Origin of the sequence: Enterococcus sp. AN402 (genome assembly GCF_040719405.1) — a bacterium.
GTDB classification, from domain to species: domain Bacteria; phylum Bacillota; class Bacilli; order Lactobacillales; family Enterococcaceae; genus Enterococcus; species Enterococcus faecalis.
In genome coordinates this window covers 985,167-1,005,973 of record NZ_JBFDTM010000004.1, presented here as the reverse complement: position 1 = coordinate 1,005,973, position 20,807 = coordinate 985,167, and the positions used below count along the sequence as shown (strand labels likewise).

The 20,807-nt window shown below is 38.7% G+C and carries 18 protein-coding genes and 1 riboswitch; of the genes, 2 read left to right on the top strand and 16 right to left on the bottom strand.

The features are described 5' to 3' along the window. Positions 1–98 precede the first annotated feature (98 nt). Complete coding sequence (mgtA, locus tag AB1I62_RS06265) at positions 99–2,759, bottom strand: magnesium-translocating P-type ATPase (RefSeq protein ID WP_002363817.1); 2,661 nt, start codon at positions 2,757–2,759, stop codon at positions 99–101. Between the two features lie 113 nt (positions 2,760–2,872). Further along, positions 2,873–3,043, bottom strand: a riboswitch (M-box (ykoK) riboswitch). Positions 3,044–3,295: 252 nt separating this feature from the next. Here mgtA and AB1I62_RS06260 point away from each other — a divergent pair. Next, the gene (locus AB1I62_RS06260) at positions 3,296–4,171 is read left to right on the top strand and encodes a LysR family transcriptional regulator (RefSeq protein ID WP_002382245.1); all 876 of its coding nucleotides are present in this window, start codon (positions 3,296–3,298) and stop codon (positions 4,169–4,171) included. A gap of 23 nt (positions 4,172–4,194) precedes the next feature. After that, the gene (locus AB1I62_RS06255) at positions 4,195–5,082 is read left to right on the top strand and encodes a LysR family transcriptional regulator (protein WP_002357832.1); all 888 of its coding nucleotides are present in this window, start codon (positions 4,195–4,197) and stop codon (positions 5,080–5,082) included. A gap of 61 nt (positions 5,083–5,143) precedes the next feature. Here AB1I62_RS06255 and AB1I62_RS06250 read toward each other — a convergent pair whose 3' ends face one another. The 15 genes from AB1I62_RS06250 to AB1I62_RS06180 all read right to left on the bottom strand — a co-directional run bounded on the left by AB1I62_RS06250 (position 5,144) and on the right by AB1I62_RS06180 (position 20,794). After that, a complete protein-coding gene (locus AB1I62_RS06250) occupies positions 5,144–6,292 on the bottom strand; it encodes an FtsW/RodA/SpoVE family cell cycle protein (protein WP_104859697.1) in 1,149 nt (382 codons plus the stop codon). Then, the gene (locus AB1I62_RS06245) at positions 6,258–7,433 is read right to left on the bottom strand and encodes an FtsW/RodA/SpoVE family cell cycle protein (protein WP_104859698.1); all 1,176 of its coding nucleotides are present in this window, start codon (positions 7,431–7,433) and stop codon (positions 6,258–6,260) included. Before AB1I62_RS06245 ends, AB1I62_RS06250 begins: the two co-directional genes overlap by 35 nt. Before the next feature lie 158 nt (positions 7,434–7,591). After that, positions 7,592–7,852, bottom strand: coding sequence for a DUF2087 domain-containing protein (locus AB1I62_RS06240; RefSeq protein WP_104859699.1), 261 nt, complete (start codon positions 7,850–7,852; stop codon positions 7,592–7,594). A gap of 25 nt (positions 7,853–7,877) precedes the next feature. Continuing rightward, a complete protein-coding gene (locus tag AB1I62_RS06235; RefSeq protein WP_104859700.1) occupies positions 7,878–8,219 on the bottom strand; it encodes a DUF1048 domain-containing protein in 342 nt (113 codons plus the stop codon). 3 nt (positions 8,220–8,222) lie between these two features. Next, positions 8,223–8,546, bottom strand: coding sequence for a PadR family transcriptional regulator (locus AB1I62_RS06230; protein ID WP_002357837.1), 324 nt, complete (start codon positions 8,544–8,546; stop codon positions 8,223–8,225). A gap of 487 nt (positions 8,547–9,033) precedes the next feature. Further along, positions 9,034–9,630 (bottom strand): GNAT family N-acetyltransferase, encoded by a 597-nt coding sequence (locus AB1I62_RS06225; RefSeq protein ID WP_104859360.1) that lies wholly within the window; start codon positions 9,628–9,630, stop codon positions 9,034–9,036. Then, entirely contained in the window at positions 9,630–10,580 is a 951-nt protein-coding gene (ribF, locus tag AB1I62_RS06220; protein WP_002363808.1) for a riboflavin biosynthesis protein RibF, read from the bottom strand. Before ribF ends, AB1I62_RS06225 begins: the two co-directional genes overlap by 1 nt. A gap of 25 nt (positions 10,581–10,605) precedes the next feature. Further along, a complete protein-coding gene (gene truB, locus AB1I62_RS06215; protein WP_367019135.1) occupies positions 10,606–11,526 on the bottom strand; it encodes a tRNA pseudouridine(55) synthase TruB in 921 nt (306 codons plus the stop codon). Between the two features lie 153 nt (positions 11,527–11,679). After that, positions 11,680–12,804, bottom strand: coding sequence for an SH3 domain-containing protein (locus tag AB1I62_RS06210; protein WP_164978371.1), 1,125 nt, complete (start codon positions 12,802–12,804; stop codon positions 11,680–11,682). Positions 12,805–12,922: 118 nt separating this feature from the next. After that, positions 12,923–13,318, bottom strand: coding sequence for a holin family protein (locus AB1I62_RS06205; RefSeq protein ID WP_002357842.1), 396 nt, complete (start codon positions 13,316–13,318; stop codon positions 12,923–12,925). Positions 13,319–13,323: 5 nt separating this feature from the next. After that, positions 13,324–15,159, bottom strand: a complete 1,836-nt coding sequence (locus tag AB1I62_RS06200; protein ID WP_367019134.1) for a hypothetical protein — start codon at positions 15,157–15,159, stop codon at positions 13,324–13,326. A 32-nt stretch (positions 15,160–15,191) separates the two neighbouring features. Next, positions 15,192–16,649: a phage tail protein gene (locus AB1I62_RS06195; RefSeq protein WP_104859364.1), complete on the bottom strand. Its 1,458-nt coding sequence runs from the start codon at positions 16,647–16,649 to the stop codon at positions 15,192–15,194. Positions 16,650–16,661: 12 nt separating this feature from the next. Further along, entirely contained in the window at positions 16,662–17,588 is a 927-nt protein-coding gene (locus AB1I62_RS06190) for a distal tail protein Dit (protein ID WP_104859365.1), read from the bottom strand. 1 nt (position 17,589) lies between these two features. Further along, positions 17,590–20,436 (bottom strand): hypothetical protein, encoded by a 2,847-nt coding sequence (locus AB1I62_RS06185; protein ID WP_367019133.1) that lies wholly within the window; start codon positions 20,434–20,436, stop codon positions 17,590–17,592. Further along, positions 20,426–20,794, bottom strand: a complete 369-nt coding sequence (locus AB1I62_RS06180; protein WP_367019132.1) for a hypothetical protein — start codon at positions 20,792–20,794, stop codon at positions 20,426–20,428. The genes AB1I62_RS06185 and AB1I62_RS06180 overlap by 11 nt, the downstream gene beginning before the upstream one ends. Positions 20,795–20,807 lie beyond the last annotated feature (13 nt).

The following is a 20,807-nucleotide window of genomic DNA, read 5'->3' as shown; positions in this document are numbered from 1 at the left end:
ACTTAAAACAACAACGAGGAGCTGTCATAAAAACCGACACCTCCTCAACCTTGAAAGAAAAGTAAAAAAATTTTTCTATATATAATAGTACAAATCAGTTACAGTAATTGACCGTAACGTTTGACGTATAAAACTTTAATGAACGCAACCAGTGCTAAATAAGCAACAATTGTCGGGATTAAATACAAGAAATAGCTTGGTGATAAACCGACAAATCCTAGTTCTGCTCCGAAAGCGGTAAAAGGTAAAACAGTTCCGAGAACAATCCCTGCTGTAGTGACTAACGTCATAATTCCAGAAGCACTACTTTGAAGGAAAGGCATTTTTTCTGTTCGTAGGAAATGCAAGACAAGCATTTGGGACCATAAGGACTCAATGAACCACCCTGCATGGAAAATACCAATAAAGAGCAATTGATCTGCTCCATTTAATTCAAAGAATGAGCCACCTAGGATAGCCGGGCACACAATGAAGTACATAAATAAATAGGTAACAATATCAAAAATAGAACTCGTTGGACCAAACCAACGCATAAAATTACCAATTGATTTTGGTTCCCATTTTTTTGGTTTTTCTACGTATTCTTCATCTACTTTGTCCCAAGGAACTGACATACACGAAGTATCGTAAATTAGATTTAATAATAGCGATTGAATCGGAGCAATCGGTAAAAATGGTAAAAAGATACTTGCTGGGATCACGGAAAAAACATTGCCAAAATTAGAACTTGCTGTTAATTTGACGTACTTCATCGTGTTCGTAAACACGCGCCGTCCAGATAAAATTCCTTTTTCCAAAACCATTAAATCTTTTCTCAATAAAATTACATCCGCCGATTCTTTCGCCACATCGACAGCTGTATCAACAGAGATTCCTACATCAGCAGCACGCATTGCTCCAGCATCATTTATTCCATCACCTAAAAAGCCAACAGTTTGACCATTTTCAGTTAACGCATTTACAATACGAACTTTTTGGTCAGGCGTAATTTTGGCGAAAATATTATACGCTTGAACGGTTTTTCTTAATTCTTCTTGGTTTAATTGTTGAAGTTCATTTCCTGTAATAATTTTTTCGCCAGCCAGACCAACTTCTTTACAAACAGAATGCGTCACATACTGATTGTCCCCCGTTAATACTTTCACAGCTACATTATGTTGATGCAAGGCGTGAATAGCTGCCGCTGCTGTTTCTTTTGGCGGATCCAAGAAGGCAAGATAACCTTGTAAAATCAACTCTGATTCATCTTTAGTTGTATACTCCCATTCAGCCGCTTCGACTTTTTTATCGGCAATTGCTAGAACGCGCAAACCATCTCGATTTAAAGCTTCAACGTCTTTGGTAATTTTTTGACGTAGCGTCTCTGTTAAGGGCACAATTTCGCCATTTAAAAGTACCTGTGTGCAGACCAAGAGCATTTCTTCAACCGCCCCTTTGGTAATTAAGCGTGTTTCTCGCGTTTTAAACTCTTTGATAATCACACTCATTCGACGTCGATTGAAATCGAAAGGAATTTCATCTACTTTATAAAAATCATCTGATTGTATATCACTTTCTTGCGTCGCCGCTTGAATAACGGCGTTATCCATTAAATTACGCAAGCCCGTTTGAAAATAACTGTTTAGAAATGCTAAATCCAAGACTTTTTGATCTTCTTGGCACCCAATATTATAGTGGTATTCTAAAATTACTTTATCTTGTGTTAAGGTACCTGTTTTATCCGTACAAAGTACATCCATCCCGCCAAAATTTTGAATGGCATTGACATTTTTCATAATCGTGCCTTCTTTAGCCATTTCTCGAGAACCTTTGACTAAATTGGTTGTTACAATCATAGGTAACATTTCTGGTGTCAAGCCGACAGCTGTGGCAATCGCGAACATTAATGCTTCCACCCAATCGCCTTTTGTTAACCCATTAATTAGAAAAACAGTCGGCGTAATGACCAACATAAAGCGAATCAGCACCCACGTTGTTTTATTAATTCCTGTTTCAAAACTCGTCTGCTGCTGCTCTTCTCCGTTATCAGAAGCCATCCGTCCGAATAAAGTTTGATTACCAACTTTAATGACAATGCCTAAACCAGTGCCACTAATTACATTTGTTCCTAAAAACAAAAGATTGTCGTATTCTGTATCAATTTGATCACTATCTTTTTGATGAGTCGCGTGTTTTTCAATGGGAAAACTCTCTCCAGTCAGGGATGATTGGGAAACAAATAAGTCCTTAGATTGGATTAAACGTAAATCGGCTGGAATCATATCGCCAGCGGATAGTTGGACTAAGTCGCCACACACAACTTCCTCAATAGGAATTTCCATTTGCTTCTTGTCACGAATGACTGTCGCTGTAACTTTAATCATATTTTGTAATTTTTCAACTGCATTGCTTGATTTGACTGATTGAACAAAACTCATCGTGCCGCTTAAGATGACCATCGCTAACATAATTAACACGCCAGTAACATCTTTTTCCTCTGGCGCAGCATAGACATATTCTGTAAAAAATGAAATCGTGGCTAGTGCTAATAACACCAAAGTAAACGGCGTGATATACGATTTTATAAAAAGTCGCAGCCGTGAAGCTTTTTTTTCATTCATAATTTTGTTGCGGCCATAACGTTCTTGTAATTCTTCAATATCTTGGTGTTTAATGCCATCCCAAGTTGAGCCGAAACGTTGTAAAACTTTTTCTACTTCTGAATGGGCAAACTTTTTGTAACTATAGTCATGGCCCAAGTGACGCATTTTCTTTTCCATTTTCTTTCACCTCATTTATCTGTTGTTGACTTGAATTGACGATCGGTTCATCTTCCATTTTCCTCACCCTTTCCACAAAAAAAGACACGCTGAAAACTCAACGTGTCAAAGAATAATCGTTCTTATCGTTGAGCTTTAGCACTATACAACGTAAAAAGCGATTGCTTTTAGCTACCTTAAGAAAAGCCTTCATTCGACAGTTCCTGTTCTACCCATTGGCGTCTCTCGACATTTTTGGGCAGTAGCCTATGTTTGTATAGGAGCCTCACCTAACAAATCTTATTTAATTACAACAGCAAGTATAATTCTTCCTTGAAAAAATAACGATATAGAAAAAGTTTTTAGCAGATAACTTTTTGTCCATTCAGTAACAAAAAGAAAAATAATCCGCTTATTTACTATGGTTTTCTGGTATGATTCGTATTTATTCATAGAATCATAACTGGTTAAATTAATCTAAAGACCGTCAGATAGCCTTGTCGAGAAGCTTTTCTTCTGCTATTTTTTGTATAGTTAAAGAAACGGCGGTGAGGAAAATGAAATTACAACAACTAGAATATTTTATGGCAGTTTCAAAGTATGCGAGTTTTACTTTAGCTTCTCAAAAGCTCCATACGAGTCAACCTTATTTAAGTACCCAGCTCAAGGAGTTGGAACGTGAATTAGGTGCTTCATTAATTTTAAGAGACAAGAAACATTGTCGGCTTTCTCCAGCAGGCGAAGTCGTCGCCAAGCGAACAGAAATGATTTTTGCACTCATTAAGGAAGCGCAAGAAGAGATTAATGAATTAGTGACCCAAGGATCGACAACGACCATTCGGATTGGAACAAACTTAATTGATATAGATAAAGCATTTGGAGAAGTCTTGTTGTTATTTAATCAATCCTATCCGTATGTAAGTATTGATTTTAAGTATTATTACGATCTTGAAACAGCCTTGGAAACAGATTTAATTGACATTGGGATTGGGATATTTTTGGATACCTCGATTCCATTAGAGAAAGAATTAATTTATACAGAAAGCTATCTCCTTTGTGTCAATAAAAATCATCCTTTAGCCCATGCCGATAGCGTAACGATTGACGAAATTCGTTCTTTACCTTTTGCTGCATATTCCGATCAAGTATATGAAAAAAAAGTGTTTAAACGTTGGGAACGTAAAATCAATTGGGAAAATCGGCAAATCGTCATCGAACTTCCTTCTCTTCATTTAGTCTTAGACATGGTCCAACGAGAAAAAGCCTGTAGCATCCTTCCCTATTCACTCACTGATGAACTAAACAGACGTAACTTAGTTGGTATTCCTCTGGAAGATAGTCCAGAACGAGCCATCTATTTAGTTCAGAATAATCATCACGGACATTGTGAAGCACACCGTTATTTATTTGAACAATTACGTTATTTATTCTAGGAATAGAAAAAGGAGGAATTCCCATGGAACTATTTCGTTTACATTATTTTTTAGAGTTATGCAAAGTGAAACAATTTACTAAAGCAGCCGAAAATTTAGCAATTTCTCAAGCTGCATTAAGTAAGCAAATAAAAATTCTTGAAGCAACGTTAGGCGCGGAACTTTTTAATCGCCAAGGTCAAACTACCACCTTAACACCAGCTGGATTAATTTTAGAAAAATATTGTTGGCGCATCACCAATGAGTTGGTCTCAATTGAAGAAGAGCTAAAAGAAATTAATCATTCTTCCAACCATATTTATGTAGCCACTTATCTCTGTGATTTAGAATATAAATTGAATGACTTACTAATGACAACATTAACGGATCGTTCATCCAACTTACAAGTCCATACTATTATTACAGAAAATATTCTTCAATCCTTGGAAACAATGGATGCAGATTTTGGTATTTCCTTTGCTGACTTACCATTACCTGAACATATTGGTAAAATTGATTTATTTACAGCAAATTATCAATTCATTTTAAGAAACGATCATCCAGCTTTGGCAAAAGCTACGACGGAAGAAATTTTAAAAGAACTAACAATGTACCCCTTCGTCCGTTTAAATACCGAATTTTCCGAGCAAAACAAATTAACCAATTGGCTAGATACTACGTTTTCTAATTTTTCTCCAGAGAAAGTCATTCAAGTGGATACTCTTTCACTTATTACTCACTTGGTGTCTCATTCCGATAGTTTCGCTATTGTCCCCGAATACACAAATATTCAACTTTTAGACAATTCGATCCATACACTAACTTACCAAGAACTACCTAAACGAAACATGGCAGTTTATTATTTAAAAGAACGTTACATGAGTCGACAACTTCAACAACTTTTGGCTGAATGCCAAAAACAATTTCAATAGTAAAAACCAAGACTAGAGCTTGTCGGCAAGCGAGTTCCAGTCTTGGTTTTTATTTGTGTTTTCAGGTAGTGGCTTCTCTTCCTTTGACAAATCCTAAAGAAGTGATAGCCATCACTAACGAAGTGCCTCCTTGACTTAAAAACGGAAGCGGAATACCTTTTAACGGCAACAGTCCAATCACCGCACCGATATTCTCCACCGTTTGAAAGACCAGCGAAAAAATAAGAGCGACACAGATGTACATACAGAAACGCGAATTGCTCCGCAAGCCAGCTACTAAAACTTGATAAAACAAGTAAAAATAGAGAAAAACAACGGTGGCACTGCCCACAAAGCCCCAGGCTTCCCCAATAAAAGTAAAAACCATATCAGACTCACGAACAGGAACATACACTTCAATCCCATGCACACCCTTGCCAAATAAACCACCCGAACCAATTGCCAATAAGCCTTGTACTTGTTGATAGGAGATTTTATCGACATAATCATAGGGATGAATCCATGCTAAAATTCGATCCAATTGATATTGTTTAAAATGTAAAAAGAAGAGTACTTTGTGCCCCCACTCTGTAAAGACTAACAGAATCAAGACCACGCCTAACGTTGCTAAAGCACTGAAAATAATGATTAAAATTTTGCGATCAATTCCTGAAATAACTAAAAGAGATAGAATAATCGTTACGAAAACAAGGGATGTCCCAAAATCTTTTTGTACCGCCATCAAGAAAAAAACAGGGACACTAACCGCAACGATTTTTTTTAGAAGTTGCTTGTCTGAACGCCATTTATCGGACCAGTCTTGTTGCTCATGTTGGACAATAATTTTTGCCAACATTAAAATAAACGCAATTTTCGCAATTTCTGATGGCTGAAATTTAATAAACCCTAAATCTAACCAGCGCTTTGTGCCCGTCAATAAATACATTCCTTTGTCATAGGAAAAATACAAAGCACTCATTAAGATTAATGAAAACCCATAGAAAAAAGGAGCTACTTTCCAAATAAACTTCTGTGACAGCCGACTAGCTAAAAACATGCCTGCATAGCCAACAAAAATAAAGAAGAGTTGTTTTAATGCTGGCACAGTTCCGTCTTTTCCTTCATTAACGGCAATCCAATATTGCACACCAGAAGATAAAAGTGTGAGTAAAAAAATGGGCAATAATAAATCATAATTAAGATGTAAGTTGAATTTTTTTGTATTGACCATTTAACTGCCGCCTTTCGTTTGCAATAATTTTAATGACGATTCCTAATACCACTGAAAAGATTAAATAACTTGTCCCACCGTAACTAACAAACGGTAAAGGAATTCCCGTCATTGGAATCAAACCCAAAACGCCACCAATGTTAATCGCCGTTTGAGCTAAAATCAAGGTCCCGACCCCTAACAAAAACAAGCCGTAACAATGATTTTTTATTACACAACTACTCCGCAAAATCGAGGCCGCTAAAAATAACAAAAGAAATAGCAATAGTAAGCCGCCAATCAAACCAAGTTCTTCCACAATCACCGCAAAGATAAAATCGGTTTGACCTTCTGGCAAGCCACCTTTTTTTACCATACCATTGGCTAGTCCGGTGCCCCAAAACCCACCGTTATACATCGCCAAATAGGCCATTGAAGGCTGAAATCCGCGATCATGAAAGGATAAAAACGGATTTTTCAAAACAACTAAGCGGTCATACACATGCGCAAAAAAATGTGGTAAGTACTGGTGATCCCCTAGAAAAATAATTATTTTAGAAAGAAGCGCCGCGCTAGCAACGACAATCCCCGCAGCAATTACACTAAATTTTGCATGAATACTTGCTGAGAAAATCAAGACACTGCCAATAACTAAAATAAGAATAGCCCCGCCAACTTTGGGTTGGATCAAAACTAAAAATGCAACGACCAAAACAAACAGCCATTGTTTCCTTAACTGCTTCGTTGTCAAGCCATTTTCTTTTTCACCTAAATAACAACTCAAGTAATAAATAATCGCAAAATTACAAAGCTCTGATGGCTGAAATTGGATTCCAAAGAGAGAAATCCAACGTTGTGCGCCATTCGCTGCTACACCAAAAAAAGGTAGTCGAACCATTAACAGTAATAGTACCGAAACTAAAAGCAGTCCAATCGCAATTTTCTTATTAAATAACACTTCTAGTCGAACTTTGTAGATCACGAACATTAGCACCCAGCTGAGACACATAATAATACCTTGTTTAATAAACACAGCAGTGGGCTTCACGCCTTGCATCAGCAAGTCATAGCTACTGGCGCTATAAATCATTAACGCGCCAATAATACTTAATATAATAAAGGTCAAAAGAATTTTTGTTAGACCTAAAGTACGTAGATTCATTCTCTCACCTCTATCTTTTTCTAATTAAATCAATCTTACCAGTCTGAGTTAGAAAACAAATAGAGAGTTTTTTATAGAACTATTACTAAGCTTACATAACAAAAAGTAGCTAGACTTGGTTCATTTCACCTAGTTTCGCTACTTTTAAAAAAAGACATTTATATAATTTTTGTGTGTTGCTCACATTTCTGATAAATTTTTCCAAACTTATCTCTTTCTAAATACTGATAATCTACTAAATACCGTCTCAAAAGTGCATAATCTTCATAGATTTCTCTAAGTCGCTGATTGACTTCTTTTTCCGTATATTCTTTCCCAAATTCAAATTGGTTGGCCACACGTTGAAACTCTTGGACTTTTTTCGCATTTTTCTTGGGAATAACCAGCAACTTTCCTTCTTTAAAAAAATTTTCAACCATGTTTATTCTCCTTTTTTTGTTTTGACTATTGTTTAGAAAATTGATGATTCAGTTTTTCTTTCTGTTTATCAATCCATTTGCCAGCGACTTCATTGACAATTGTTTCAGCAAAATCACCTACTTTTTCTCCCGTAATATTTTTGATAGGTGTTCCGTTAGCAGCTCCTTCTTCAAACAAATCAAGTAAATCAGTCAACGCATTGAACATATTGGCTCCGCTATGATCTGAAAAATGCCATGCATATTTTTCAATTTCTTGAAATACTTGTCGATACTCTGCTGGTAATGCTGCAATCCGTCGTTTATATTCTTTGTACTCTTTTTTATCCCCAACAACTTTTTTGATCAACGCTTTAAAATCTGACATGCTCTATCCCTCCATTTTTTTCATCTTGTTTACTTGTTTTGAAAGCAACGTCCACCGCTGCCAAAAATCAGCGAGTTCTGCTTCTCCTGATGAGGTTAAGCGATAGAACTTCCGCATTGGTCCTTTTTCTGAAGGCTTTTTTTCAGCTATAACCCATTGATTTTTTTCTAAACGCAGTAAAATCGTATAAACGGTTCCTTCAACAATTTCAGTAAACCCTTGGTCATTTAAAATTTTTGTAATTTCATAACCATATGTTTCTTTCCTTTGGATGATGGCTAAAACTAAACCTTCTAAAATGCCTTTTAGCAACTCTGTCTGCTTCACTGCTTTTCCTCCCTAAACTACTCTTTAGTACTATGTACCACTACATAATAATACTGAGTACCGGTTCTGTCAACTACTTTGTAATAAAAAGTAGTAAAGGAGCGTGGGACAAAAATCACTTTGGATTTTTGCTCCACGCTCAAAAACTAATAAACGGCGGGAACAGAAGCAACACTACGCGTTGCTCCGATCTCAACAACTTCTAAGGTGTTTTCTCGACATGCGTCTCGTCACAGTACAGCCTTCAAAAGAGCTACAGCTCTAAGAGTTGCGATGTTTCACTGTGAAGCATGAACAGATGAAATCATCGTACCTACTTGGTGAAGGTCCTTCGGAAATAAGCCGAAATTGTTGAGAATCACGAAGAACGTAGTGATTCGATGATGAACAATACCTACTTGGTCTCCAAAAATTATAGAACAATTTTCGGAAATTCCTTCTTATTTCTCGGAGTTAAACACTTCTGTCCCGACCTCCTTATTATTCTTTATTCATTTATTCCGAGTTCTGCTTCAAAGGCTTCTAATTCTACAAGGTGTGTTTCTGGATAAGCAAAGCATGTTGAAAAATGCCACTCCCCACCACTTGTGCTAAAATAACCTGGCAGTAATTCCAAAGCCAATAATGCTTCTGATGTTTCTTTTTCCGGTAACGTAATCTGAAAAGTAGTCGCTGGAACAAAACCGAACTTCGTATAGTAAGTTGGATGGCCCAGGATAATCAATCCGCCGACGCCTAATTCTTTGGCCTTCTGTACAGAATGCTTAATTAACGCTGAGCCTACGCCCGTGTTCTGTGCTTCTGGATGGACACTTAGCGGCCCAACGGTCAAAACAGCCTTTTCTGTATGATCAGGTAATCGTAGTTTGGCTTTCGAAGACATAATATGACCCGTTAATTTTCCTTGATCAGTTTCTGAAACTAAGGACAACTCCGGAATAAAGTCGGCACTTTCTCTTAATAAATGCACGATAAAATGCTCTGTGGGACGCCAGTTTTCGGTCAAGTTTAATTCCTTGAACGCTTGATACGTTAAACGTTCTACAGCTTGATACTCTGCAGGTTTTTCTTGACGAATCTTCATTATTTGTCCTCAGATTGTTGGAAATAGTCAGCCGTATCTCGTTCATCTTGTTTTAATTGGTCGATCAAGGCTTCAGCCCCATTGAATTTCACTTGGTCACGTAAATAATGATTCCAACGAACCACCACTTGCTCACCATAGATGTCTTGATGGAAGTCCAAAATATAGACTTCCACGGTTAAATCGCGTCCTTCTCCAAAGGTGTCATTATGACCAATTGAGCCCATGCCGACATACCATTTGCCACCGACTTCGATTTGCACAGCATAGACACCAATTCTTGGTAAGCGCACGGTGCTTTTCACTTTGACATTAGCGGTCGGGAAACCCAATAAACGGCCACGAGCATCGCCATGGACAACTGTTCCTTCTGTTTCATAAATATATCCTAACAACTCCGTGACCTCCTCCATTTCGCCGGCTTCCATTTTTTCGCGAATTCTTGTTGAGCTAATTTTGGCACCAGTCATTTCTTCTTTTGGTACTGTCACCACTTCAAAACGGCCTTGCGCATAAGTTGGTAACTGTTTGACTCCAGCGATTTCTTTAGGACCATACGTATAATCAAACCCAGAGACTGCCACTGCACTATTTAAATTAACGATATACTGATCGACAAAATCTTGCGGTTTTAATTGAGCAAACGCTGAAGTAAATTCGACAATATATAAAATATCAACGCCCAAGTTGGCCATTAGGCGTTCTTTTTGTTCCAAGCTAGTTAAATATTTCATATTTTCTGGTAAAACTTTTTGAAAAACGATTGATGGGTGTTGGTTGAAGGTCATCACAGCTAACTTCAAGCCTTTTTCCTCAGCAATCTTTTTACCTGTTTCAATTACTTTTTGGTGGCCTTTGTGAACACCGTCAAAGAAGCCTAGGACCATCACGACTTCTTCATTAGGAATTTGATTGGGTTCATAGGGATGATGTAGTTGAATAACTTGCATGTGCAAAAACTTCCTTCTTTTTTATTTAATTATTCCGTAGAACTTTACTTGGTTTCAATAATTTATCATGCGTTGGGTGTGGCATGTATAAACTAACCACTTGATTTTGGTAAAATAAGGCAACTAAGGATTCTGGCATTGCCTTTATTCCTAATTCTTTTTTGTGCAAACGCATGCCATTTTTTACTTTTTGATACAATTCATCTGATAAATCAATTCGTGGGAATTGTTCTACTACTGTCTCAATGGGCAACAGGCATTGATCAATTGTTTCAGCAGCCATTTGTTTGGCTACTTCTTCTAACGTTAAGCATTGCGCAGCTTGCAAACCGCCACTTGCCGTTCTCGTTAAATCCGACATATGGGCAGGATAGCCTAATTTTTTGCCAGTATCCACGGATAGTGTCCGCACATAGGTTCCTTTGCCACAGACCACTTTAAACCGCCAACTTTGTGTTTGAGCAGATTCATTAAAAATTGGTTCACTAGTACGTTCAAATGAATAAATCATAGCTTTTCGTTGGGGCCGTTCAACTTCTTCCCCGTTCCGGGCATATTCATATAAACGTTTACCATTGACTTTCACCGCAGAAAACATCGGTGGGATTTGTGTGATTTCACCTGTCATTTCGGCCATTGCTTGATCAATTTGTTCAGTTGACAAAGGTGCTGTAACTGGTTTTTTTTCAACAATTTCGCCACTAACATCTTCGGTTGTCGTAGCAAATCCAAGTGTAATTTCACCTTCATAGGTTTTGCCAGAATCTACCATGTATTCGATCACTTTCGTTCCTTTGCCAACGCAGATGGGTAAGACCCCTTCGACATCCGGATCTAACGTACCACCATGACCAATTTTTTTGGTATGTAAAATTTTTCTCAATTTAAATACGCAGTCATGACTTGTCATGCCACGTTCTTTCCATAACGGTAAAATGCCGTCCATTATAGTTCCTCCAGTTCCGATAATACTAACTTTGTCATTATAGCATAAAAGTACCTAGCTTCGCAGTCTCCGTTGCTTATTCCCTTTGGCAAAATCTCTGCTAAATGCACAAAAAGCCACAAACTCTGCTTTTATCAGAGTTTGTGGCTTTTTTTAGCTAGCAAATGATCCCCATGTATTCCGTGCGTTGCCATCGTTTGGTCCGATTGGCAAATAAATTCTCGCGCCTGTTGTATCTGTCCCACCAATAAAAACATACCCATCTGCAATATAAAACGTATCGTAATAAAAGCGAGTATTTTTGGGCCAGATACCATAAATGGGTGCTGACAAACTAGGTTGTCCTGCTCTTAAAACAATGCCTTCGTCCACACCAATTAGAAATGATTTCTTCGTTTGCGGGCGCCAAAGTTCAGCAATGTCGCCGTCGTTCACATAACCTAACAAATGTCCGCTATTTTCAATACGGTAAAGGTTTTGTCGGTCCGGTAATTTCGCTGTAATTGTTCCTACCTGTGTCCAAAGTGCCTCTGCTGATAGATGTTCATTGATTAAAGCATCTGGTGTTGGATAGATTGAAGTGAAACGAATTGCTTGTCCTACTTGATATTTTGGTGCATTAGGTTTACCCGGCTGAACAATGACAGTCTCACCTGTTTCAGAAACGCCCGTTTGTAAATCTTGTGCCAACTGCGCTTTACTAATCCCCCAACGCGCTAAATAACCATAAGGATCTGTATGATCTCCCCACCAATTTTTTGTAATCCAATCATGAGTGACTATTCCATAACCTGTTCCATCGTCCAGCGAAAAATCAGCACCAATGTTCTGAGCCAAATCACGGGCCAAATTAACATAGGCAGCATAATCTTTTTTAAATGTCGTCGCATTATTCGTTCGAGCCAATTCGATTTGCGCATAGGCTTTTTGATTAGCTAAAGAACCTGCGCCATATTGAATTTGGCCAGCAGGAGCTAATTGTTTCACTCGTCCACCAGATCCGACAAAATATGAGACATAAGCATTTGACCAATTTCGTTTCATATAGGCCACTTCATTGTCTAAACTGTGTGGTCCTAGGTTCCGCTCGTTTCCTGATTCATGTAAAACAATTAATTCATTGGTTGCAGAGCCGGGAAAATAAGTAAAGTTGATTGGATCCGCTTCGATGGTGTAAGCGCAAGCCGTCATCGGAATCGTTAAACTTAAGCCGATTACTAAAGCAAGTTGAATCATTAATTTTTTAAACATAGCATGCTCCTTTCTTAAAAAAGCCATGAAAAGAAAGTCAAAACAACTTCCCTTCCACGGCTTAAACCTGCAGATAAATGGCGGGACAGAAGTAATTTCTTCGGCAATCAGCCGAAAGTTCTACGTTTGTCCCGACCACTTCTACTTAATCATCTTTATTTTTTAACTGAATAAATAACTCTTTTAACTTTTTCGGCATAGGAATAAAGGTCGCAATGTTTTCAAAAAAAGAAAGTCCTTCGTTCGCAATGTAAAAAATCAGAACCATTTCCCGAATTGGCAAATTGTTCCCCACAACTTTTTCAACACGAACCGCTACAGCAACCACAAATAACATCGTCACTTTTTTCGCAATTCCGAGCATACCAATCCGACTGGACAATTCTTTTGTGGCGATTGCCTTAATCCAACCTGTGATGAAATCGACAATAATTAAAAAGAGGAAGACATCCAACAATTGATCTAATCCACCTAATAAACGTACGACAATCCCACCGAAAATGCTTAAAAGCATTGTTATTGTGTTGAGATAACGTTCCATCTAAATCACCCTATTTTGATTAGCGTAGCAGATTTAATTCCTGCACTGTTTACTTCACCCGTATAATTTGTCTCGATTAGTGCAGAAAGTTGGTCTCCTTTCTTAAAATTACGTATGACCATTCCAAGTCCATCTTGACGATTTTTCCAACTGGTACCTCCGAGTCCCCAAAAACGATCTGTTGGACCACCAGCTCGTACACCATTAATAGCAAAATTAAAGTACCAATAGCCATTTACCGTTGTTATAGGCTGTACCCAAAAGTGCACAATTAAAATATACATTCCATCTTCTTCAATAACTAAACGGTTGTTATTTTTATTTAAATTAGCAAGTTTTGCTCGTTCGTCAATGTAAGAAAAATCACTACCAAATCCTACTTCTTTATTATTCATATTTCCAATGACTTTTGTAAAACTACCTTCTGTTCCGTTTATACCTACGAGGTTAAATTTGCCTAGACTAACTAAGGGAAGATTTTTGAATAAAGGAGCTTCGGAAAAATTCTTCACCCCAGCAATCTCTTGATCACCTGTTTGTGTCACAGCTTGACCTTTAATCGCTTCCGCAACGTTTTTCGGGTGCATATATTTACTCGTTAAAGTTCCCGCGACTGCTTCGCTGTCTGATGCGAAGCCATAATTTTCTACATTGCCCAGCCCCACTTGTTCAGCGGTTACTTGGTGCGGATTATCCTGATTTTCCACATGGGTATTGAGTTGCTCTGCCTGAACAAAACCACTCTTCGCTAAAACCGCTTGGGCATCAACAGACAGACCAATATGAAGTCCCACGTAATCAACTTCTACGCTGGCTGGCGTCACCCCATTCGATGAATCTGTATAGCTCATTAAATAAATGAAACCTTCATCTGTGATAAAATTCTGATCATTGATTTGAATTGAAAAATCGCTGAACTCTTTTGCTGATTCTTGGATTTGAGTTACCCAATTATCCGTAGTTGGTAAATACGCAGCGATTTTAATCGTTTGATTATTGGGCGCAGCGGCTTTCACACGTTGATTAATCGTAAAAAATTGAACGTTCTGGCGAACAAATGCCACCGCCTCGTCAGTTGTGAATGTTTCAAACATTTGTGGAATTAATTTTTTTGCGGCTTCAACGAGATTGAAGGCCGCTAACTGTTGTGGAATTACACCACTTTGGGTGGAACCTGTTTTCACACCCTCATCATCACGGCTGGCCATTTTATTGTAGTCCGCTTGGGAAACTTCCTCCCAAACGTCTGTTGGCTTCTTAAGAATTTTAGCCGTAAAATCAGTGGAATAACTGTTTGCATTGGTGGCTGTATTGCCGGCCGTTTTACCGTTAAAGTCTAACTTCAATTTGACAGTGGTTGGCTTAGCCAATAAAGAAATACCATCTGCTTTTGTCATGCGGTCATTCAAATCAATTTGAAGACGATTCGCTAGAGTAGCTTGTTTGATGCCTTGTGTATCTGTGCGTGCTTGGACAATTTCTGGATTACTATCACCCGCTTCTGCTACTAATTGATCAAAATCATTTCGCAAAGTATCAAATTCTTGTTTATTATTATTTGCCGTTGAAACTGCATTTCCTGCAATCGTAATTGCTGTTTTGGCATTGTTCATCGCTTGGTTGGCTGTTTCATTTGCTTGATTGCCTGCATCGGTAGCAATTTGTACGGCTTCTTTGCCAGCTTCATCTGCGATGTTTTTCGCTTCAGAAATTCCATTCGTTAACTGGACTTGGTAAGCATCTACTTTCTCAGCTGATGCATTCGACTGATCCAAGATTGCATTGATTTTAAGGCGACCTTGATTCAGGGTATCTAATTCTTCAATATGTTCTACTGACATTTCGTCACACTCCTCTAGTTTTCATTATTTTATTAAAACTGGCCACCCAATTGAGATTGAATATACACACGACAGATGACCGAAGCATCCAACCATAGTGGCTGATGAGAGAAAAATTGAAGCGTGTGATTGCCGCGTTCGATTTTTCCATCTGTTGTTTTTCGTAAATAACTCAAAATGTTTAGCCGTTGTTGTTGCAATGATAGTTGGGGTAATTTTTTGCCATCCACTACCAAATCAATGTTCGTTACAGAATGCGAAGGTCCTTTAGCAGTTGCCTTGAACGTTAATTCTGCGGTGTTTATATAAAGAATGTCCTCGTCAAAGTATAAATTCAGCTCCACTGGCTGTGTCTTGCTAAGTTCTCCTTGTATTGAACGATTTAAAAGTGTCGTCGCCCCTTGTGCGTAAGTTTCGCTAATCTCTTGTTTCCGACTGAAAGCTGTCATGGTACTATGAATTGTTTCTTGCAGATTTCCCAACTCTAGCTGAATGTCTTGGGGGGCACCAAAGACATCTTTTTTACTTTCTTTTTTGATACGAAGGTTGACACTCCCAAATTCATTCGTATTAATCATGATAACCGTACCCAACCGCAAACGATCGATTGCCAAAGGTTGATCTGTTAATTTAATTAAATCAGCTGCAGTCACTACCCAAGAAACTTGTGGTTTGGTCCATTCTTCTAACATTCGCAAAGCATTTTCCTTTAATGCCTTGGGATCAGAAAAACGCTGTTCCACCCAAATTGACTCCAATAAACCATAGCGGTCAATTGCGGCCTTGTTCTCTAAATACGGAACCCCTTGATTGACCGAGCGAATATTGACTTTGTTAACACCTTCGCCTGAACCTAATGGATAAATCCGATTGATTAGCATCTTGGGATTACGTTCTATTTCAAATCCTTGCATGTTGTAACCTTCTTGAATTCGCGCAACTGGTTCTGTTGGCGGTTTGACTAATGAAAGTTCAAAAGGATAGACCTCTGTATTCCATTGCCAAAGATATTCCTCTTCGAAATCGGCTGGGATGCTAAATAAAGGCTCGACTAGCCCGTTTTCATTCTCCCATTTATAGGTTAATTTCCTTGAAAAATCACATTTTTTTAGGACCCAATGCTTTGTTTTTTGTTTATTCAATAGAAATTGAATGGCCTCTTTCGTTGTTTTGTTTTTAATTTCTTGACAACCAAAAAGGACAGTATCACCTAAGGTACATAATGCTTCTGTGGCAGAGTAGTGAATTTGATTATTGTTCGCATCTTTCTTAATTGTGGTTGGCATCACGCGATATAAACCAATATATTCATTCTCATTGTCGGTCAGTTCCACCCATTGCATTTCTTCAATAAATTCATTTTTAGGATCATCTAGTGGCATGGTAAAATCTAAACTCCCAATTTTGTTCTCTATTTTTTCATAACTGACTTGATAGGCATTATCCAAGATTGCCGTATATGTTCTTTTCAAATCCAGCGCCATTAACATTTAATCACCCTCCTACACAAATCGGTTAGGATAGCGAATCGTCAAGCGGAAGTCGCTATCTTTGGCTTGAATATACAGCGGTTCATTGGGATATAGATAAAAATCGTTCATTGGTCGAATCATCGGTGCACCATTTTTTGTCAGATAAAAATTTTCAGTATCAATGATAATTTCCGAACGATCAAAGTCTCCTAAGTTAATTGTATCGTTCCGTGTTTTAATCCAAACACCACGTCCGGTTCCTGTTAAAATAATGGTCGGTTTGACTTTTAATCCTTCGACCGTAGGATAAATTTCAATTGGCCGAACTTCTTTGCCTAAATCCCCCATCGTGTAAGCCCGATTTTGAAAGGTAATCATGGTTGATCCCCAATAAGCCCCGCCTTCAATTAAAATTGGAAAATCAACTGCACCTGAGCCTGTATTCCCCATTAAGTAATTCGCTTGAAATGTAATGGTTGGCGAATCCCACATCACACTAGTCGCATCACTCCGTGTGTATTTATACGGATCAGAAAGCAATAAAGTAAAGTTGCCTGTTACTTGGTTAACGCCTTCGGGTACATCACTCACTGAAGACTTACTGCCAAACCACAGCATTTCCGGTTCATCGTTAAACCAAATAGAAACGTCTTTTTCCGTAAACAAAGCAACGTTTAAATGATTAAATGCATCTCGAAACGCTTCATTATTCACAGCTGAAAGGCGATATTTGACTGTTAATTCTCGTTCTGGAATTCGCGCATAAACGTGACGTTTACCATCACGAATCCCTAATTGATAGCTTTCAATTTCGCTTGGAACTAATTCTCGTCCTGAAACTGATAATGTTTGATAGCCAGGGATGACTTTTTCTAAAAATTGGCCGTTAAAATTCAACGCTTCTGAAGGAAGAGGCGTTGAATGAGTTGCTTGATTGGTATCAACAAATTTATACATGTTATCCTCTCCTTCCTAAGCGGTTATTTTGTTTCACTTGTTGTCGTTGTAACTCTGTTGCTAAATAAGGCGCCGTAGTTGCTGCGACAACTTTTCCATCTAACGTTGACTCTACTGTCACAAATAATGGTCGATTGTATGCATCATTTTCTAAACGATGGTCAATCGTTGCCGTGAAGTTTCCTCGACCAGCTAAGTCCAAGGCAAAATCATTTAACAGCGGTAAGTCTAAAATAGAAGCCATTGCTCTACTAACGGCTGTTTCGCCTGCATAAATCCCCGTGGCAATCGTGCCGCCGAAATTCAATTTATGCAAATCAGATAAGGGACCTTCTTTTGCTGGTGAAAATGGTAAAAAGTTACGAATTTTACTGACGACCCCATCGATTGCTTCTTTGGCTTTTCCTATTGCGCCTGTAATTCCATCAGCAATCATGCCGACAATATTCGCACCGGCATCGGTGAATTTTGAAAACCAACCTTGGATTGCTTGCCAAGCACCTTCAATTACAGAACCAATGGCATTTTTTACCTGATCGGCTGCATTGGTAACCCCATTTTTGATATTTTCAACTAACTGTCCGCCCGAAGCTAACAGTTGACCAAAATAAGAACCAATCTTCGTGATCATTTGTGAGATTAATGTTCCTGCTGCGGACAGCAAGGCACCCAATAGACTGAGTACACCATTAATTAAGGCTTGAATCAGTTGAATCCCAGCACTTAACAACTGTGGCAACGCATTGATTAACGCACCCATTAAAGCGGTAATTAGCGTAATTGCTGCAGTAACCAGTTGCGGTAAAATTGAAATAATCCCTTGGATCAAAGCCATTAGCAATTTGACGCCTGCGCTGATGATTTGTGGCAAGGCACCAATTAAGGCATTTACCAATGTCAAAATTAAGGTAATAGCTGCCGCAACTAAGGTTGGTAAAATCGAAATAATTCCTTGAATTAACGCCATTAACAATTTGACACCTGCGCTGATAATCTGTGGTAAGGCACCTATCAACGCTGTCACTAACGCTAGAATAATCGTCAGCGCTGATTGAATTAACTGAGGTAAAATCGTCATAATCCCAGTGATTAATGCCATCAAAATTTGTAAACCAGCAGTCAAAATCAACGGTAACATAGTAACAAATGCATTGACTAAGGCCGTGATAATTGAAACACCTGCTGTAACTAGCATTGGTAACGCTGTGACAAAAGCTGTCACTAATGTAGTGATGATGTTAATCGCTGCAGTTGTAATTGTTGGCAAGGCGGTGACAATCGCATTAACTAAAGTCATTAATAAGCTCAAACCAACTTCTATCAACATTGGTAAGACTGTTGTAATCCCCTGAATCAACGTAGTAATAATTTGTGTTGCCGCTTCAATTAAGACTGGCAAATTGGCAACGATCGCACCAACAATTAACGTAATTAAACTAGATAACGCGGTTACGATGCTTGGAATAGCTTCTGTTATTTTCCCGAGAATACTGGTTAAGACTGTTGTAAAAAGTTGTATAACTTTCGGTAGATTAGCTGCCAGCATTGTTGTAACCGATGTAATCGTGTTACCTAAATTATCAAAGACTTGGGTAATACCACCCGCACTCAAATCACCGGTTTTCATCCAGGCCGTCACGAATGAAACAATCAAGGAAATAATTAGACCAAACGGCCCAGAAATTCCTAATGCAGCCAGTGCAACCTTTGTCAGAACTTTTACCAAAAGACCAACCGCTAAACCAGCTTTGTCAAAGGTGCCACCAAATTGCCCTAATAAGTTACTACCTAATTGCAAACCGCTGGCAAAAACGCCTGTTAGCACACGACCAATTGTTGAAAAAATAGTCGCCATTTTCTCTAAGCCTACTGCAAAAAATTGTTTAAAAACTGCCATTACTTGCTGAAAGGCCGGCTGGATCTGTTGTAGCAGTCCTACCAATTTGCCAAACGCTGCTACCGCTGCTAAAACGGCTGCTACAATTAAAATTAATGGTCCTCCACTTAAGGCACTAAAACTAGCACTTAGTTTTGATAAGCCACCACCTAACTTCCCAATGTTTCCTTTTACAAGAACCAAACCATCACTAAACTGTTGAAATTTTTGCTGAGCCATCGTTACCATAATCAACATGGGCCCAATGGCGGCTAAAATGCCCATAATGGCAACAATAAAAACTTGGACGGGTTTTGGTAATTTGATAAATAAATTCACCAAAGCTGTAATGCCTTTGACGACTGTGATAACCACTTGAACCAAAATTTCCATTCCTGGAGCCATCACGCTTTGAATCACTTGTGCTGCCGCTTCAAATGATTGATTCATCTGAGTCAATGCCCCTTGCAACTCGCCTTGCAATGAATCAGAAATCCCTCCTGCACTGGCCATAATCAGTCCTTGCATTCCTTGAAATTCGCCACTGACCCCAGCACCGACGCCCATAGCTGTTTTTAAAACGTTCAGCATAGGTAAGGAAACGGCACTAGTCATGGCCGTCCCAAAGCTCAGCATATTATTTTGTGCATTAGTAAAGCCATCAGAGGTTTCTTTCCCCGCTTTTTTAGCTGCTTCACCGGCTTGTTCAGCAGAATCTGTTAACGCTGTGTTCATTTGATCTGCTGCCTTTGCTGTTTCGTCTCCTGTTTTTTTCACTGTTTCTCCAGATTGTTGCATGACGGTTTTAAATGTGTTCATGACCGTGGCTGACTGATTGACACCCGCACTAATTTTCCCTAAATATCCACTTAATAAGGCATACTCACCGCTCATACTTTTTAATGCTTGTTGGACGCCTGCAAGGCTTTTCTTTGCCTCCGATAACGGCGTTTTTTCTTTGTCATTCTCCATCTACTCTCCTCCCTTCTCGATAGCGGTGTAGACGCTCTGCCACAGTAGCAAGTTGCGTTTTTTTCCGCTCATTTAATTTCGTTCGTTGTGGCTGGTTAGCTGCCAGAACTTCAGCAACTCGTTTTTCATAATCATAAAAACTTTTAAAGCTTTCAAAAACGGGTTTTCCTTTTTTGTTTGTCGCTTGCGCTTTAACATTTAAGTAGGCAAGCTCGTGCCTTTTCCGCTCTTCATCTACTTCTGCTAAATTAAAAGCAATCATTCGTAATTCAAATTCAGACATGGTCATCCGATCCACTTCTTCAAATGAACGACAGCCTAAGTAGCGAAAAGCAGAAAGAGCGATGTCGTGATACACGTCATCGCTCGTT